17 protein-coding genes are annotated in these 15,378 nt (G+C 58.3%); 13 read left to right on the forward strand and 4 right to left on the reverse strand.

Annotated features, from left to right (window positions below; genetic code table 11):
• The first annotated feature begins 31 nt into the window (after window positions 1-31).
• The 3 genes from mazG to menC are packed head-to-tail and all read left to right on the forward strand — an operon-like array spanning window position 32 to window position 2,813.
• Entirely contained in the window at window positions 32-928 is an 897-nt protein-coding gene (mazG, locus tag ACID345_RS11260; RefSeq protein ID WP_041856567.1) for a nucleoside triphosphate pyrophosphohydrolase, read from the forward strand.
• Window positions 925-1,707, forward strand: a complete 783-nt coding sequence (locus ACID345_RS11265; protein WP_011522988.1) for a GNAT family N-acetyltransferase — start codon at window positions 925-927, stop codon at window positions 1,705-1,707. The genes mazG and ACID345_RS11265 overlap by 4 nt, the downstream gene beginning before the upstream one ends.
• Window positions 1,704-2,813 (forward strand): o-succinylbenzoate synthase, encoded by a 1,110-nt coding sequence (gene menC / locus ACID345_RS11270; protein ID WP_011522989.1) that lies wholly within the window; start codon window positions 1,704-1,706, stop codon window positions 2,811-2,813. The genes ACID345_RS11265 and menC overlap by 4 nt, the downstream gene beginning before the upstream one ends.
• A 6-nt stretch (window positions 2,814-2,819) precedes the next feature.
• Here menC and yvcK read toward each other — a convergent pair whose 3' ends face one another.
• From yvcK to ACID345_RS11285, 3 genes are all read right to left on the reverse strand, one after another.
• Window positions 2,820-3,845: a gluconeogenesis factor YvcK family protein gene (gene yvcK, locus ACID345_RS11275; protein ID WP_011522990.1), complete on the reverse strand. Its 1,026-nt coding sequence runs from the start codon at window positions 3,843-3,845 to the stop codon at window positions 2,820-2,822.
• 48 nt (window positions 3,846-3,893) lie between these two features.
• Entirely contained in the window at window positions 3,894-4,544 is a 651-nt protein-coding gene (locus ACID345_RS11280; RefSeq protein ID WP_011522991.1) for a tetratricopeptide repeat protein, read from the reverse strand.
• Between the two features lie 143 nt (window positions 4,545-4,687).
• On the reverse strand, window positions 4,688-5,131 hold the full coding sequence (locus tag ACID345_RS11285; protein WP_011522992.1) for a CYCXC family (seleno)protein: 444 nt from the start codon (window positions 5,129-5,131) through the stop codon (window positions 4,688-4,690).
• 112 nt (window positions 5,132-5,243) lie between these two features.
• Here ACID345_RS11285 and lepB point away from each other — a divergent pair, with 112 nt between their 5' ends.
• From lepB to ACID345_RS11335, 10 genes are all read left to right on the forward strand, one after another.
• Window positions 5,244-5,813: a signal peptidase I gene (lepB, locus tag ACID345_RS11290; RefSeq protein ID WP_011522993.1), complete on the forward strand. Its 570-nt coding sequence runs from the start codon at window positions 5,244-5,246 to the stop codon at window positions 5,811-5,813.
• A gap of 75 nt (window positions 5,814-5,888) precedes the next feature.
• Entirely contained in the window at window positions 5,889-6,341 is a 453-nt protein-coding gene (locus ACID345_RS25440) for a YybH family protein (RefSeq protein WP_011522994.1), read from the forward strand.
• A 44-nt stretch (window positions 6,342-6,385) separates the two neighbouring features.
• Window positions 6,386-6,724: a hypothetical protein gene (locus ACID345_RS11300; RefSeq protein WP_041855640.1), complete on the forward strand. Its 339-nt coding sequence runs from the start codon at window positions 6,386-6,388 to the stop codon at window positions 6,722-6,724.
• A 111-nt stretch (window positions 6,725-6,835) separates the two neighbouring features.
• Window positions 6,836-7,957, forward strand: coding sequence for a glutamine-hydrolyzing carbamoyl-phosphate synthase small subunit (gene carA / locus ACID345_RS11305; RefSeq protein WP_011522996.1), 1,122 nt, complete (start codon window positions 6,836-6,838; stop codon window positions 7,955-7,957).
• A gap of 4 nt (window positions 7,958-7,961) precedes the next feature.
• A complete protein-coding gene (locus ACID345_RS11310) occupies window positions 7,962-8,558 on the forward strand; it encodes a hypothetical protein (protein WP_011522997.1) in 597 nt (198 codons plus the stop codon).
• Window positions 8,555-9,562 carry a carboxypeptidase regulatory-like domain-containing protein gene (locus ACID345_RS11315; RefSeq protein WP_011522998.1) on the forward strand — a complete coding sequence of 336 codons (1,008 nt, stop codon included), beginning with the start codon at window positions 8,555-8,557 and terminating at the stop codon, window positions 9,560-9,562. The genes ACID345_RS11310 and ACID345_RS11315 overlap by 4 nt, the downstream gene beginning before the upstream one ends.
• A gap of 3 nt (window positions 9,563-9,565) precedes the next feature.
• Window positions 9,566-12,874, forward strand: a complete 3,309-nt coding sequence (carB, locus tag ACID345_RS11320; protein WP_011522999.1) for a carbamoyl-phosphate synthase large subunit — start codon at window positions 9,566-9,568, stop codon at window positions 12,872-12,874.
• Window positions 12,861-13,172: a hypothetical protein gene (locus ACID345_RS11325; RefSeq protein ID WP_011523000.1), complete on the forward strand. Its 312-nt coding sequence runs from the start codon at window positions 12,861-12,863 to the stop codon at window positions 13,170-13,172. Before carB ends, ACID345_RS11325 begins: the two co-directional genes overlap by 14 nt.
• A 40-nt stretch (window positions 13,173-13,212) precedes the next feature.
• Window positions 13,213-14,127 carry a GntR family transcriptional regulator gene (locus tag ACID345_RS11330; protein ID WP_011523001.1) on the forward strand — a complete coding sequence of 305 codons (915 nt, stop codon included), beginning with the start codon at window positions 13,213-13,215 and terminating at the stop codon, window positions 14,125-14,127.
• Window positions 14,128-14,202: 75 nt separating this feature from the next.
• Window positions 14,203-14,625, forward strand: coding sequence for a hypothetical protein (locus ACID345_RS11335; RefSeq protein ID WP_011523002.1), 423 nt, complete (start codon window positions 14,203-14,205; stop codon window positions 14,623-14,625).
• Between the two features lie 179 nt (window positions 14,626-14,804).
• On the opposite strand, the gene ACID345_RS11340 is transcribed toward ACID345_RS11335, so the two are convergent.
• Entirely contained in the window at window positions 14,805-15,365 is a 561-nt protein-coding gene (locus ACID345_RS11340; RefSeq protein WP_011523003.1) for a cytochrome P460 family protein, read from the reverse strand.
• Between the last annotated feature and the right edge of the window lie 13 nt (window positions 15,366-15,378).

Here is a 15,378-nt window from a genome sequence, read left to right on the forward strand (position 1 = left end):
GAACGTGCACGAGGAATTACACTGTGGTGCAATGACGACGACAGGGGATCGCTTCGAACGCGCCGTGGCGATCATGAAGCGGCTACGCGCGCCGGGCGGGTGTCCATGGGACCGCGAGCAGACCTTCGACACGATCAAGCCTTTCACGCTGGAAGAGACTTACGAGGTCATCGAAGCGATTGACAATCGCGACTGGGACGAACTGCCGGGAGAACTCGGAGATCTGCTGCTGCAGATCCTTTTTTATGCGCAAATGGCAGCCGAGGAAGGGAAGTTCACGATTGACGAAGTCGTCGAGACACTCTCGAACAAGCTGGTGAACCGCCATCCGCACGTGTTTGGAACTGTCGAAGCCAACACCGCCGCCGAGGTCGTGCGCAATTGGGAGATGCTGAAGGCGCAGGAACGCGCGGCCAGCGGCAAGCACCAGGCGAAAGAGGCAGCGAACAAATCGCTGCTGGCCGGCGTTTCGCTGGGACTGCCAGGCCTGATCGAAGCCGGTAAGATCAGCAACAAGGCTGCGGGCGTTGGCTTCGAGTGGCCGAAGATCGAGGGACTGTTCGAAAAGCTGACGGAAGAAACCGTCGAGCTGCGCGAGGAACTAAAGCATTTTCCCGGAGGCGAGCCGACACCCCCGAGCCAGCACGGAATTGCGAGTTCCACCGGCGAAGAAGCTCTGGAAGATGGGCTACGGGCGCGGCTTGAGGATGAGATTGGCGATTTATTATTTACGGTGGTGAACCTGGCGCGATATGTTCGAGTGGACCCGGAATCGGCGTTGAAGCGCACCAACCGTAAATTCCGCGCGCGTTTTCTCGCGATGGAACAAACAGCAGAACAGCAAGGCAGGAAGTTGGACGGCCTCTCGCTGGAGGAGTTGGAAGAACTGTGGCAGCAGTCGAAACGAGTAGAGCGGGACGGGAAATGAGCCAGGGCGAAGTGACGATTCGGGTATGCACCGAATTGAAGGAATGGGAGCAGTGCGTTGGATTACAACGCGAGGTCTGGGGCTTTAGTGATCTCGACCTCGTTCCGCTGCGCATGTTCTCGGTGGCGTCGAAAATTGGCGGCCAGGTAATCGGAGCCTACGATGGCGAGCGCATGGTCGGCTTCGCGCTCGCGATCCCCGGCACGCGTAACGGCCATTCTTACTTGCACTCGCACATGCTGGCCGTTGCCGAGAGCCACCGGAACCACGGCCTCGGAAGGAAGATCAAACTCTTCCAGCGGGAGGATGCCATTGCCCGTGGCTACGAACTCATGGAATGGACCTTCGATCCGTTGGAGATCAAGAACGCCTTCCTGAACCTGACCAAGCTGGGTGCGATCGCGCGGCGATACAACATCAACCAATACGGGATTACCAGTTCTCCGCTGCAAGGTTTCCTGCCGACGGACCGACTAGTCGCCGAGTGGTGGTTGAAGTCGAAGCGCGTCGAGACGCTGCTGAACACGGGTTCAATGCCGGCGGTGAAGCCGGAGTTGAAGATTGAAGTTCCCGCTGAAATTTACGCATGGAAAGCCCACGAGGATACGCGCGCGAAAGCCAAAGAGGTGCAGTCGCGCAATCGCGATTTGTTCTTCGACAGCTTTGGGCGCGGCTTGGCCTGCCTCGGCTATGAGCGGGATGCGCATGGTAACGGCGCGTTTCTAGTAGGACGATGGGACGAGAACTGGTCGTACGCGACAGGACCGATCACTCAATGAAAATCGAAGCAATTACACTGCGCGAAATTGAAATGCCGCTGGTCAACTTTTTCGAGACCAGCTTTGGGCGTATCTACAGCCGCCGCATGCTACTGGTGACGATGCATTGCGATGGCGTGGACGGCTGGGGCGAGTGCGTAGCTGACGAGGCGCCGTTTTATAGCCCGGAGTCGGTGGATACGGCGTGGCTGATTATTCGCATGTACCTGGCGCCGATGCTGCTCGGCAAAGAAGTGGAGCGAGGCGCCGACGTTCAGCCGCTGCTGGCGCGCGTGCGCGGCCATCGCATGGCCAAGGGCGTCCTTGAGAACGCAATGTGGGACGCCGAAGCGAAGGCGAAGAATCTGCCGATATGGAAGCTGCTCGGCGGTTCCCGTGAAAAGATTCCGTGTGGCGTGTCGATCGGCATCCAGGACTCGCACGAGCAGTTGCTCGACAAGATTGAGACCGAACTCGCCGCTGGCTATCAGCGCATCAAGGTGAAGGTGAAGCCGGGATGGGACGTCGAAGTGCTCGAGAAAATTCGCAAGCGCTGGCCCGACATCCTGCTGAGCTGCGATGCGAATTCGGCATACACGCTGAGCGACTTCGAGCACCTCAAAGAGTTCGAGCAATTCAAGCTGCTGATGATCGAGCAGCCCCTCTGGAACGACGACTTCTACTTCCATGCCGCGCTACAGAAGCAACTGAAGACAGCCCTCTGTCTCGATGAGGCAATCGAAAGCTGGCGCGATGCGCAGGCCGCGCTGGAACTGGGCGCCTGCAGGATCGTCAACATCAAGGTCGGGCGCGTTGGCGGATTCAGCGAAGCCATCGCAGTCCACGACATCGCGCAACGCTTCGGCGTGCCGGTGTGGTGCGGCGGCATGCTCGAGTGCGGCCTCGGACGGTCGCATAACATCGCGCTCTCGACGCTGCCAAATTTCTCGCTACCTGGCGATGTGTCGGCGTCCAAACGATATTGGAAGGAAGACGTAATCGAGCCCGAAGTCACGGTTTCGCCGGATGGCTTTATTCCGATTCGCGACGTGCCGGGTACGGGATATACGTTGCGCGAAGATCAGATTGAGAGAATCACCACGAAGAAAGAGACGGTGAGGGCATAGGCACTCCTAGCTGGTCCGCGCCGCTCTCTTCGTTTCCGTTCCGATCTTAATCAAATCCTCCGCCACGCGTTGCGTGTTGTGCCGAACAACGGGCGTGCCGTCCTCGTTGCGGCGATACACGTCGAGATAATTTCCTAAGAGCGATTTCACGCCGAGCTGGCGAATGCGATCGATATCAATCGCAATCTGTTCCTGGCCTTCCTGCGCATAGCGGGTGCGCAGATCTTCCGGCGCGGGCGCGTTGTTCACGAGCGCGTAGTTGAATAGCTGGCACTGAGCATGGTCGTAGAGCGCGCGGATATGGTCGGCAGCGGTCAGGCCAAGGCTCTCGTTGGCCTGAGTCATCAGGTTGCATATGAAGACTTTCACCGCCTTCGATTCACAGATGGCTTTGGGAATGGCGCTGACCAGCAAGTTCGGCACGAGACTTGTAAAGAGCGATCCGGGGCCGATGGTGATGAGGTCGGCTTCTTCTATGGCCTGCAGGGCGTCGGGAATCGGCTGCGCGTCATTGGGAATCATGCGCAGGTTCACAATGCGCCGCTTGCTCGCAGTGATTTGCGTTTCCCCTGTGACAGTCGTCCCATCATCCATGATGGCCTCGAGCTGCACATGGCTCGTCGTAGCAGGGAAGATATGCCCGCGCGTTGCGAGCACTTCCGACGAGAGCCGCACGGCCTCTGCAAAGTCGCCGGTGAGATCGGAGAGCGCGAGCAGGAAGAGGTTGCCGAAGTTGTGGTCCTTCAGGCCTTCGCCGTGCCGAAACCGGTACTGAAAGATCCGCGAGAGCAGTTCTTCTTCTTCCGAGAGTGCGACGATGCAGTTGCGAATGTCGCCCGGCGGTGGAACGTTGAATTCTTTCCGCAGACGACCGCTGGATCCGCCGTCGTCGCTGACGGTAACGATCGCGGTCAGGCGGCCAATCACGGCGCCGCTATGCGGTGCGTTGTCGCCGGCACGGCCAACGTAGCGCTTCAATCCGCGCAGGATGGTGGACAAGCCCGTCCCGCCGCCAATGGCAACGACTTTCAAGGACGGGTTCTCCGATAGGGATGTCATGCTTCGCGAGGAAACGCGAGACTAATAACGCGTGGACGAGGGGCCTTCGTATCCGATATCAGGGTAGAGGAGCTCGGTGAAACGGGGGTCCTCGGTCAGATTATTGAAGTCGGAATCGTTGCGGGCCTGGAAGCGGTTCGAGGGGTTCAGGCGGATCGATTCCGCCAGCGCGCGCAACGCTTCGGGATAGTGGCTGGTCAGGCACTCGAGAACGGCAGCGCCGTACCAAATGAAGTCTTTGGTCGGATGCGTCTTGAGCAACTTGTCAAAGTGCTCCCGGGCGGTGATGTAGTCGCCCATGTTCACCAGCGAGATCGCGAAGTCGTAGTGCTCCTCGGGAGTCTTGAATTTGCTGGCATTCTCGGTGCGGGACATTTGCTGTTTGCAGGTGCTGAGATGAACGGAAGCTCGGTCCGCCAACTCGGGGCTTGGACCGGCGACGACCTTCTCGAGAAAAGCAATGGCCTTATCGAATTTGTGGCCCTGCATGGCCTTCAGGCCATGCTCGTAGTTTTGCACAGCCTGTTGAAAACGGGGGTCGTTGGACGTGGTCAGCGCCTTGCCGGCCGGTGACTCGGGCGCGGCTGCTTCTGCGCGGCGCTTATTAACCGGCTTTGTTTGCTGTGACTTGGCCATTGTCTCTTTAAGTTTTGGTGGTGCTTTCTTTTTCATCAAGCGGCACCGGAAATATTCTCTGGAGCGTGCCACTGGCCGCGGGCTGTGGAAAACGGCCAATTACGAAGGCAAGCACGTTTTTATACCTGCATTCACTCGCCACGTCAACCTGACCGCCAAAAGGCCACTTTTCGTAGCGCTTAGTTCATGCTGACGGCGGTATCGAGGTCGATTTGCTGCCAATCGCCGCGGATAATACCTTCCCGAATCTGCCTGGGCGTCTTCTTCAGCTTCGTCTGCTGATACGCATAATAAGCCTCTTTGAGACATACACCGCAGTGCGCTGCATGGGTGCTCTCGTAGCAAGTCCGCAGGCTTTTGTGCCCGTGTCCGCGATCGCAGTAGCAATAACAGGGAAGCTGATGCAAGACGTCGGGAATCTTTTCCGCCAGCTCGTAAGCGTGCATCTGGGCGGCGTTCTGGAAGCTCTCGCCCGTCCGCAGGTCCTTTGAAAGGATATCGGGCAGATGCTCGGCCTTGCTCGGCGGTCCGGGGTTAAACGCGGGAACCGGGTTGTCGTTCTGTGCAAAGGCAAGCAACGCAAGCGTGGCGAGCATCGCAATCAGCATGAGCGGTTTCTTCACGAGTGACCTCGCGAGAGATTCTACCTTAACGGCGGCCGGCCCACAGTGAGGGCGAACCTATCGGATTTGAGCGGGGGCGGGTCGTATAATCAGGCAGGCAGAGAAGCCGCCGATGAACGAAGAAGTACCTAAGCCCGCAGGGAATACCGTCGTTGACGCGCCGGGTTCGTCATTTCGAATCTGGCAGATGTGGGCGCGCGACATCTTCATCGCGCTGGCGTTCTCGGCGTTCATCATCATCTTCCTCTATCAACCGGTGAAGGTAGAGGGCACCAGCATGATGCCCGGCCTCACCGACCAGGAACGGATATTCATCAACAAGTTCGTGTACAAGATTGAGCCAATTTCGCGCGGGGACGTGATTGTGTTCCGGTATCCGCTGGACCCGACCAAGAGCTACATCAAGCGTGTGGCTGCAGTAGCGGGCGATAGGATCCGCATTGATGACGGAACGTTGTACGTGAATGGCCGGCGCATTCGTGAAGCGTATGTTCCCACCGATTACATTGACAACCGCACCTATCCCGAGTCGATGGTGCCGCCACACACCTATTTCGTGCTCGGCGATCATCGCAATCTTTCCAACGACAGCCGCGATTTCGGCCCGGTTCCCGAACAGTTGATCTACGGCAAGGCGGTTTTCGCTTATTGGCCCGTGGACAAGATGGGCACTCTGCACTAGGCTTCCCGCTACATTCTTTTCGACTACAGAAACGCAGACCCTGAGGATTCGTGCGTCTGCGCATGCGAGGCGACGATGGTAAGACGAGCGTTGTGGATAGGGCTGATGCTGTTGCTGGGGTGCGCGGCGTTCGCGCAGAAGCCGGAAGATGTGCTATTGAAAGCGGACCGCGACTTTTCACACGATGTGCAGACCAAGCGTCTCGAAGGGTTCCTGCCGTGGATTGCGCCGGGCATTGTGACCTTCGGCAGTACGAATCTTAAAGGCCTCGATGAAGTCCGCAAGACCTGGAAAGAAGCCTTCGATGATGCGGATTTCCAACTGAGTTGGGAGCCGGCGAAGGCGGAGATGTTTCCTTCAGGGACAATGGGATACACCACCGGCCGTTTCACCATCCTCGATAAGGCAATGGCCGGGCCGACCGTAACTAAGGGAACGTACCTGACCGTATGGCAGAAGCAAAAAGACGGCTCTTGGAAGGTATTGGCCGACGGTGGTAGCCCCGACGAGCCGGTCTGGAAAGAGTGAAATATTACAGCTCTGCAATGGTCTGGCGGGCGTAGAGTCGTGTGATGAAGCGGTTGAGCGATCACGATTCGCCAAACAGTTGGGGACCACAGAGCACGGCGATTCCCGTGGGTGGCACCATCGCGTGGATGATCGGCGCTGGCGCGTTGTTGTTTGGCGTGGCGTACGAGGTGCCGGAAGTCCGGATCTGGGCGACGATTGCCTTGCCGGCGAGTTTGGTGATTTCAATCGCGTACGTCGTGGTGAAACGGTGGCGGTCGCAGCCTCCGACATCGTTACATTTGAATGAATCTCAAGATCACACCGCGAGCGAAACCGGGGTGCCCGTGAAAGAGCGTTCTGAATCGCGTCGACCATTTCACGACGCTATTGCGTCGTGCTGAGAATCAAATTCCTCTGCGTCTCGGCGGTGAAAACGCTGCGCGCCACGAACTAGTTCCCACGAATCTCTCCGCACCTGATAAAATCTTTAAAATCCACCCCCGGAGAATCAAGTGGAAGCAATCCTTGCGCTGGAAGATGGCCGCGTCTTCCGAGGCAAAGGTTACGGAGCAGCAAGCGAGTGTATCGGGGAAGTAGTTTTTAATACTTCCATAACCGGCTATCAGGAAATCTTCACTGATCCTTCCTACGCCGGCCAGATCGTCGTTCTTGCCAACCCACAAATTGGCAACTACGGGACGAATCCCGAAGATGAAGAGGCCGTAAAGCCTTACATTGAGGGTCTGATCGTGCGCGAGTTCTCGAAGGTCACCTCGAACTGGCGCTCATCCGACGATGCCAACGATTACCTTGAGCGCCACAACGTCCCCGTTCTCGCCGAGATCGATACCCGCGCCTTGGTGCGCCATCTGCGCGACAACGGCGTGATGCGCGGCGTGATTTCTACAACCGAAAAAGACGTCGCGAAGCTCGTTGCCAAAGCGAAGTCGATTCCGAAGATGGATGGCACCGACCTCGCGAAGGTCGTAACGACCCCGAAGCTCTACAACTGGGCCAAAGGGCCGATCGAAATCGGCAAGCCCACGGAGATCGCACAGCCGCGACACAAGGTCGTGGCTTACGACTTCGGCATCAAGCACAACATCCTGCGCATGCTGACGGGATCGTGCTGCGATGTGACCGTGGTTCCGGCGCAGACGTCGGCGGAAGACGTGCTCGCCATGAAGCCCGACGGTGTGTTCCTGTCGAACGGGCCCGGCGATCCCGAGCCTGTCACTTACGCGCAGAAGAGCATTCAAGGCCTGATGGGTCGCGTGCCAGTCTTCGGCATCTGTCTCGGACATCAACTCGTCGGTCTGGCGCTTGGTGGTAAGACCTACAAGCTTAAGTTCGGTCACCATGGCGGCAATCATCCGGTGAAGAACAACACCACCGGCAAAGTCGAGATCACAGCGCACAATCACAACTTCGCGGTCGATCCCGATTCGCTCAAGCAGAGCGAAGTCGAACTGACGCACGTGGACCTGAACGACAACACGCTTGAAGGTCTGCGGCACCGATCGCTGCCGTTGTTCAGTGTGCAGTACCACCCGGAGGCTTCGCCCGGGCCGCACGATTCGCATTATCTCTTCGGTGACTTCGTGAAGATGATGGACGAGTGGAAAGGGAAGTAGCGCCGTGATCCGCCGACTCATTCCGATGCTTGTGCTTGCCGCTTCGACTTTGGCATTCGCGGCCGAGTCCGTGGTGATTGATACGGCACACCAGTCAGAAAAAGAGAAGGCTACTCGCGACGAACTCCAGAGGGTGATTTCCAAGTACCATCTGGCGGCCTGGAGCTTCACACACCGCGTCCTCATTGACGAGAACTCTATTCCGCATAGCCATCCTGTCCTCACGATCCATATTCGGCACCTGGGACAGGAAGACGCGCTTCTCTCCACATACGTCCACGAGCAGTTGCACTGGTTCTTCGTCGCCCATTCGGCGGATACCGACGCTGCGATCGCAGACTTGAAGAACCTGTATCCCGAAGTTCCGGTCGGTTATCCAGAAGGTGCGAACGACACCAACTCCACCTACCTTCACCTGCTCGTTTGCTACGAGGAAGGGCAGTTCGATTCGAAATTGATGGGGTCCGATCGAGCGAAAGCTATGATGGAGTTCTGGTCGAAAGACCACTACCGCTGGGTCTATCGCACCGTACATAACGATGCTGACAAAATTGAAAACGTAATCCAGGCCCATAAGTTGGTCCCGCCGGAGGTCCGATGAAACGATGGTGCAGTGCGCTGGTCGCAGGCATTCTCGCCGTATCATCTGCCGTTTTTGCCGACACCTGTGGTGAAGCTTCTAACAGCACCGTAAACCTGGCGCGAAATTTTCGCCTCACGGTTACGGACGCCACGAGGGCGACGCGGCAGGGAATCAAGGTTTCACTCGGCAGCGTTGACCGCTACGACACCATGCATCCGGTCGCTACCGGAACGACCGACAGCAACGGTGTGTTGAACTTCGTGAAGGTCGTCGCCGGCGATTACACCCTGCAAATGATAGACGCCACCACGGAACGTCAGCGCCGCAAGGTCCACGTTGCCGTCACCGGCGACGCTGCTTACGAGTTCTCATGGCCGTTCGTGAACTGGATGCAGTTGCGTGCCGCGAGTGGCTTACTTCACTACTATGCGGAGCCCATGCGCCACTGGAACATCGCTCTGCTGCAGTTTCCCGACGCCGTGGAAATCTCAAACACCGATACCGACAACCAGGGCCGCTTCGATCTTCCGGCGTTGAGCGCAGGACGGTACTGGCTGGAAGTCGCGGAGAACAATACGCAGACCGGGATCAAGCGTCCCGTAGGACGGATTCCGATCAACGTCACCCTCGACGAGAAACTTCCGGCACTTGATTCGATCTTTATCACCACGTCTTCCTGCGGGTTGAACTACGACCAGTTCTGTACGCTGCCGCCGGAGAAACTTACCGGCTCGTGTCTCCAGATCGTGAACAGCAAGGGCACGGCGATCGCGGCGACGGCGAACCTGATTTCTCTAGTAGGCAGTTCAACGACCAAGTTCAGCACCGACAAAGACGGCTATTTCAAGCTGCCGGCCTTTGTCGGCGACTACGATTTAACAATCTATGCGAAGGACTACACGCCGGTGCGGCAGAGAATTCACCTCTCGCCCACCGACTCGACGTGTAACACCGCAATCGTGATCCCGATGTATCCGTTTGGATCGAGCTGCAAAGCACCACTACCAGGAAAGGGCAACTAAAGAGTGCCGCGTCGTAACGACATCTCAAAGATCCTCATCATTGGCTCCGGCCCAATTGTCATCGGCCAATCCGCAGAATTCGACTACTCGGGCGCGCAAGCCTGCAAAGCGCTCAAAGCCGAAGGGTACGAAGTCGTCCTCGCCAATTCGAATCCGGCGACGATCATGACCGATCCCGAAATGGCCGACCGGACTTATATCGAGCCGCTCACGCCGGAATTTCTGGAAGAGATCATCCGCATTGAAGCGGCAATGATGCCCGCCGGAGCAGGGAAGTTCGCGCTGCTACCAACCGTCGGCGGACAGACCGCACTAAACTTGGCCGTAGATCTGGCCGATAGTGGTGTCCTCGACAAGTACAGCGTCATCCTCATAGGCGCACAGTTGGGCGCAATTAAGAAGGCCGAAGACCGTTTGTTGTTCAAAGATGCCATGGCCAAGATCGGCCTCGATGTGCCACGGTCAGCGCTCATCAACAACTTAAAGGACGGCCTCGAGTTCAGCGGCAAGATCGGATTCCCGCTGGTGCTTCGGCCTTCGTTCACGCTCGGCGGCAGCGGCGGCGGCATCGCCTATAACCGCGAAGAGTTGATGGACCTGCTGGGGAAGGGACTCGACCTCTCGCCGGTACATGAAGTGTTACTTGAAGAGTCGGTACTCGGCTGGAAAGAGTACGAACTCGAGTTGATGCGCGACCTCGCCGACAACGTCATCGTCATTTGTTCGATCGAGAACTTCGATCCCATGGGCGTGCACACCGGCGATTCGATCACCGTCGCACCCGCGCAAACGCTGAGCGATCGCGAATACCAGATCATGCGCGATGCGGCGATCAAGGTCATTCGCGAGATTGGCGTCGAAACCGGTGGCTCGAACATCCAGTTCGCGACCAATCCTGAAAACGGTCGCATGATCGTCATCGAGATGAACCCGCGCGTGTCGCGGTCGTCAGCCCTGGCGTCGAAAGCTACCGGCTTCCCAATCGCCAAGATCGCGGCGCGCCTCGCAGTTGGTTACACGCTCGATGAGATCACCAACGACATCACCCGCAAAACGCCAGCCTGCTTCGAGCCGACGCTCGATTACGTCGTCGTCAAAATTCCCAAGTGGCAGTTCGAGAAGTTCCCAGGCGCCGATGCATCCCTCGGTCCGCAGATGAAGTCTGTCGGCGAAGCGATGGCGATTGGCCGAACTTTCAAGGAAGCCTTGATGAAGGGCATCCGCTCGCTCGAAACAGGGAAGAGCATCGCGTCGGAGAAGGTCGAAGAACGGATCATCACCAAGCGCCTGGTCACGGCACATCCCGAACGCCTGCAATACGTCCGCCACGCGCTGCTGCATGGATGGTCGGTGGAAAAAGTCCATTCTCTGACGAAGATTGACCCGTGGTTCCTGTATCAGCTGAAGGAAATCGCGCAGGCCCACGCGCATACCGAGCAGCACACCATGGACGAGGTCGGCCCCGACGAGTTGCGCGACCTGAAACGCATGGGCTTCAGCGACGAACGTCTCGCACATTTGTGGAAAGCGAAAAATGGCAAGGGCGCCTCGCGACTGGTTTACGAGAAACGGCACGCCAGCGGGATTCGCCCGGTATACAAGCGCGTGGACACATGCGCTGCCGAGTTTGAAAGTTTCACACCATATCTCTATTCGACGTACGAGGAAGAAGACGAAGCCGCGCCGACCGACAAGAAGAAGGTCATCATCCTGGGCAGCGGACCGAACCGCATCGGGCAGGGAATTGAGTTCGATTACTGCTGCTGCCACGCTGCCTTTGCGTTGCGCGACGACGGTTACGAGACGATCATGGTCAACTGCAATCCGGAGACCGTCTCCACCGACTACGACACCAGCGATCGCCTCTACTTCGAACCCCTCACGTACGAAGATGTGATGGAGATCTACGAGCACGAAGCGTCAGGCGGCGCGCCCATCGGCGTAATCGTGCAATTCGGCGGACAAACACCGCTGAATCTCGCGCTGCCGCTGAAGGCCTCAGGCGTTCCCGTCATCGGAACCTCGCCGGAGTCCATCGACCTCGCCGAGGATCGCAAGCGCTTCAACAAGCTGCTCGAAGAACTCGATATCCCGCAGCCTCCCGGATCGACCGCGACGTCACTCGAAGAAGCCGTAGCGAACGCCAACAAGATCGGCTACCCGGTCCTCGTGCGTCCTTCCTACGTGCTAGGCGGACGCGCCATGATGATCTGCTACGAGCAGGAAGAGGTCGAGCGCTACATGCGCCAGGCCGTCGAGTACTCGCAGGAGCGCCCGGTGCTGATCGACCACTTCCTCGAGGAAGCGACCGAAGTCGACGTCGACTGCCTGTCTGACGGCGAAGACTGCGTCATCGGCGGCATCATGCAGCACATCGAAGAGGCCGGTATTCACTCTGGCGATTCGTCGTGCGTGCTGCCTTCGGTTGACCTATCGGAGCAGGTGCTGAAGACGATCCGCGAATACACGTTCAAACTGGCGCGTGCGCTCAAGGTCATCGGCCTGATGAACGTTCAGTACGCCATCCAACGTGAAAAGGTCTATGTCATCGAAGTAAATCCGCGTGCCTCACGCACCGTGCCCTACGTTTCGAAAGCCACCGGCGTGCCGATGGCGAAGATCGCGGCACGACTGATGACCGGGCGCAAGCTGCGCGAATTCCTGCCGCAGAATATCGAGCAGGGGGCAGACCTCGCGACAGGGAATTGCTACTACGTGAAATCGCCGGTGTTCCCGTGGGGCAAGTTCCCCGGCGTCGACACCGTTCTTGGCCCGGAGATGAAATCCACCGGCGAAGTGATGGGTGTAGCCGACAATTTCGGCGAGGCCTTCGCCAAGGCACAACTCGCCGCCGGACAAAAGCTGCCGACCAAGGGTACGGTCTTCATCAGCCTGAACAAGCGCGACAAGCAACACGCAGCAGCGCTGGCAAAGAAATTCGTGGATCTGGGCTTCAAGATCGTCGCTACCCACGGAACCGCCGACGAGATGGAAGACGGCGGCATCGAGGTCGAGCGCGTCTTCAAGGTGAAAGAAGGCCGTCCCAACGTAGTGGACCTGATCAAGGGCGACCGCATTCAAATGATCATCAACACGCCGCAGGGCGCCGAGCCATGGTTCGACGAGAAGGCGATCCGACGGGCCGCGATCACCGCGCGCATCCCGACCATCACCACGCTCTCGGCCGCACGCGCGGCGGTCGAAGGCATTGCGGCCCTTCAGCGTGGCAAGACGACGGTCTACGCGCTTCAGGAATTGCACCGAGAGCGGCGTCAGGGCATGCCCGGCCAGCAAGTAAATGGACTCCGCTGAACAATTGCAATGCATTTATTTAGCTGGGTTTGAGCTTCAAACCTTCGAGCGCTACCCGAAGCTTATCGGGGCGACGAAAGGGAACTGCGTTGCCTTGCTCATCCCCGGCGTTGACGGGCTCCAAATCATGGGCGCTCCGGGCTGGCGTATGGGTGAAGTCCTGGGCGTTCTGACTGAGGTGGGCGGCAAGAAGGTCTTTCAGGCAAAGACCGAGGTCGTCGAGGCGACGGCAGAGCGGATCGCGGAGCTGGATGCATTCCGGGCTGAGTTGAAAGAACTTCTCTCTGCCACCGTTTAACGAATAGCCAACTAGCTGCGGTTCTTGCCATAATCCCGCCATGCAACTTTGGCTGGCGCGCGAAGCTGCCGTACCCGTCCGCGAACAACTCGTCACGCAGATCGTGCTAGGCATTCTCTCGAACGAGCTGGCGGCTGGGCATCGGCTGCCAAGCACCCGCGAATTGGCGCGACGCTTCAAGGTCCACGCCAATACCATCAGCGCTGCCTATAAGCAATTGGAGACGGAAGGTTGGGTCGAGTTCCGCCATGGCAGCGGTGTGTTCGTTTGTGAAAGCAAGCCCGCAAACGGCAGCGGAGATCTGGTTTTGGATCAGCTTATCGCTAGCCTGTTTCGTTCAGCGCGAGAGCTTGGAGTGCCGCTCGCCGAGGTAAAAGCGCGTCTGCGGAAATGGATGGCGATCCAGCCACCAGACCATTTTCTATTGATCGAGCCGGACGAAGAGCTGCGCAAAATCGCCGCCGAAGAGATGCGCCGCGCGGTGAAGCTGCCGGTCGTCGCGTGCGATTTAGCGGACGCAAAAGGGAAGTTGGCAGGAGCAATTCCCGTCTGCCTACCCAGTAAATTGCCGTCCGTCCAGAAGGCTCTTGCCGCCGGAACCGACTGCATGGCACTCAAGGTGCGTTCCATCCCGGCCTCATTGGCGCACTACCTGCCGGCCAAGACCGACTTCCTGGTTGGTATCGCTTCACGATGGATGGGCTTCCTCAAGCCCGCCCGGACGATGTTGCTGGCCGCCGGCTTCAGCGAAGAAGCATTGGTGGTTCGAGACGCCCGGCGCCCGGGCTGGGTGAATGGGCTCAAGTCCACGGCCGCCGTGATTTGCGATGCCGTGACCGCAGCGCAGCTCCCGAAGGAATGCCGAGCGATCGTGTTCACGATCCTGGCGGAGACCGCGGCTGAGGAACTCAAGCGCATGGAATCGTTCATCCAGAACCCGCTGGCCACCCAGTAGGACACTCCAGAAACTGTCCCGGTCCGCCCCCGGTCATCGACCGCCTTGGATACCGTATGTCTCAAGGAGCGTGACATGAAAAAGATTCTGGTGGTTCTTCTGTTGGTAGCTTTCAGTCTTCCGGCCTTTGCCGACTTCTCCTGGGTGGAAGGTTCGGACGTGCGCTACGTGGGCGGCACTGCGGCTGGCATTGCACCCGACACCATGGGCAAGCTCGACGTGACCTCGCCGGCCGAACTGGTATTCACAGCCGCAGGCGGAGCGAAGATCGCAATCCCTTATGCCGCGGTCACCAATTTCCGGTACTCCGAAGAGGTCGCGCATCATTACGGTGTCATCGGCGCAACTCTCATCGGATTGTTGAAGGCTCGGCGGCAGCAACATTTCCTGCACTTTGCCTATCACGACGCCAACGGCAACATTCAGACCGTCGTCCTGGAGGTTTCCAAGGACGCGCAGGCGGCGTTGCGAACCACGATCCAGGCACGGGTGTTCTGACGACAGCCGGCGTGCCTCGTGAGGTCCGAATGCAGGGGAGTGACAAGGGTGGCAGCGGGTCGTCCTGAAGGCGACCCGCTTCAAGCTGGGCGTGCAGAGTTCATGCCGGGCCTGCCTTTTGGCCTAGTTAACATAATATCTGTTATCGGACATTGCATATTGGCGGTGACGGGGGGCCCTTACCGCTTCTGATATGGATGAAAGATGTAATCCTTCTTCTTTACGGCCGTATGGCACGTGTTTCCGCAATCCGATAGGCTCTTCTCGTCGGCCGCGAATTTGTCGGACGCCGGGTCGTAATTGAATACCGCGTAGCCCCAGCCGCCGCTCTTTGGAAATCGCTTGCTGTCTTTCTCCATCACGAACGCCTGGGAAAAGGTGTCCGGCACGTCGACGACAAACGGTGCCTCCGTGCTCTTCTTAAACTTCCACTGGAGCTTGGCGAACTTCGATCCCTCTGGGAATGGCTGGCCGTTGCCCGGAACGCCGGACTTGAATGCCTTGATCGCCGTCGGATTGCCGACGATCACCTTGAGCACTTCGTCGGTCCGTGCGGATGAGACTACCGACCAGTCCTCGTAGCCCCGGAAGTCAGCGAACGCGATGTCGCTCGGCGACTTCAAGGCGTACTTGTCCTGCTGCGCATAAACGGCTGTAACGACCAGGACGACGAACACCGCCGTGATTGTCGCGCCGATCGCAAGCCGTTTAACGTTGGGGGCCGAGAATTGCTCAGGCATGTGCGTTCTCCTA

It is taken from the genome of Candidatus Koribacter versatilis Ellin345, assembly GCF_000014005.1.
Taxonomy (GTDB): Bacteria; Acidobacteriota; Terriglobia; order Terriglobales; family Acidobacteriaceae; genus Korobacter; species Korobacter versatilis_A.

Excerpts from the sequence above, each read along its gene's own strand:
- mazG (WP_041856567.1), top strand. The coding sequence starts at position 32 with ATGACGACGACAGGGGATCGCTTCGAACGCGCCGTGGCGATCATGAAG.
- ACID345_RS11265 (WP_011522988.1), top strand. The coding sequence starts at position 925 with ATGAGCCAGGGCGAAGTGACGATTCGGGTATGCACCGAATTGAAGGAA.
- menC (WP_011522989.1), top strand. The coding sequence starts at position 1,704 with ATGAAAATCGAAGCAATTACACTGCGCGAAATTGAAATGCCGCTGGTC.
- ACID345_RS11280 (WP_011522991.1), bottom strand. The coding sequence starts at position 4,544 with ATGAAAAAGAAAGCACCACCAAAACTTAAAGAGACAATGGCCAAGTCA.
- lepB (WP_011522993.1), top strand. The coding sequence starts at position 5,244 with ATGAACGAAGAAGTACCTAAGCCCGCAGGGAATACCGTCGTTGACGCG.
- ACID345_RS25440 (WP_011522994.1), top strand. The coding sequence starts at position 5,889 with ATGGTAAGACGAGCGTTGTGGATAGGGCTGATGCTGTTGCTGGGGTGC.
- ACID345_RS11300 (WP_041855640.1), top strand. The coding sequence starts at position 6,386 with ATGAAGCGGTTGAGCGATCACGATTCGCCAAACAGTTGGGGACCACAG.
- ACID345_RS11315 (WP_011522998.1), top strand. The coding sequence starts at position 8,555 with ATGAAACGATGGTGCAGTGCGCTGGTCGCAGGCATTCTCGCCGTATCA.
- ACID345_RS11325 (WP_011523000.1), top strand. The coding sequence starts at position 12,861 with ATGGACTCCGCTGAACAATTGCAATGCATTTATTTAGCTGGGTTTGAG.
- ACID345_RS11330 (WP_011523001.1), top strand. The coding sequence starts at position 13,213 with ATGCAACTTTGGCTGGCGCGCGAAGCTGCCGTACCCGTCCGCGAACAA.
- ACID345_RS11335 (WP_011523002.1), top strand. The coding sequence starts at position 14,203 with ATGAAAAAGATTCTGGTGGTTCTTCTGTTGGTAGCTTTCAGTCTTCCG.
- ACID345_RS11340 (WP_011523003.1), bottom strand. The coding sequence starts at position 15,365 with ATGCCTGAGCAATTCTCGGCCCCCAACGTTAAACGGCTTGCGATCGGC.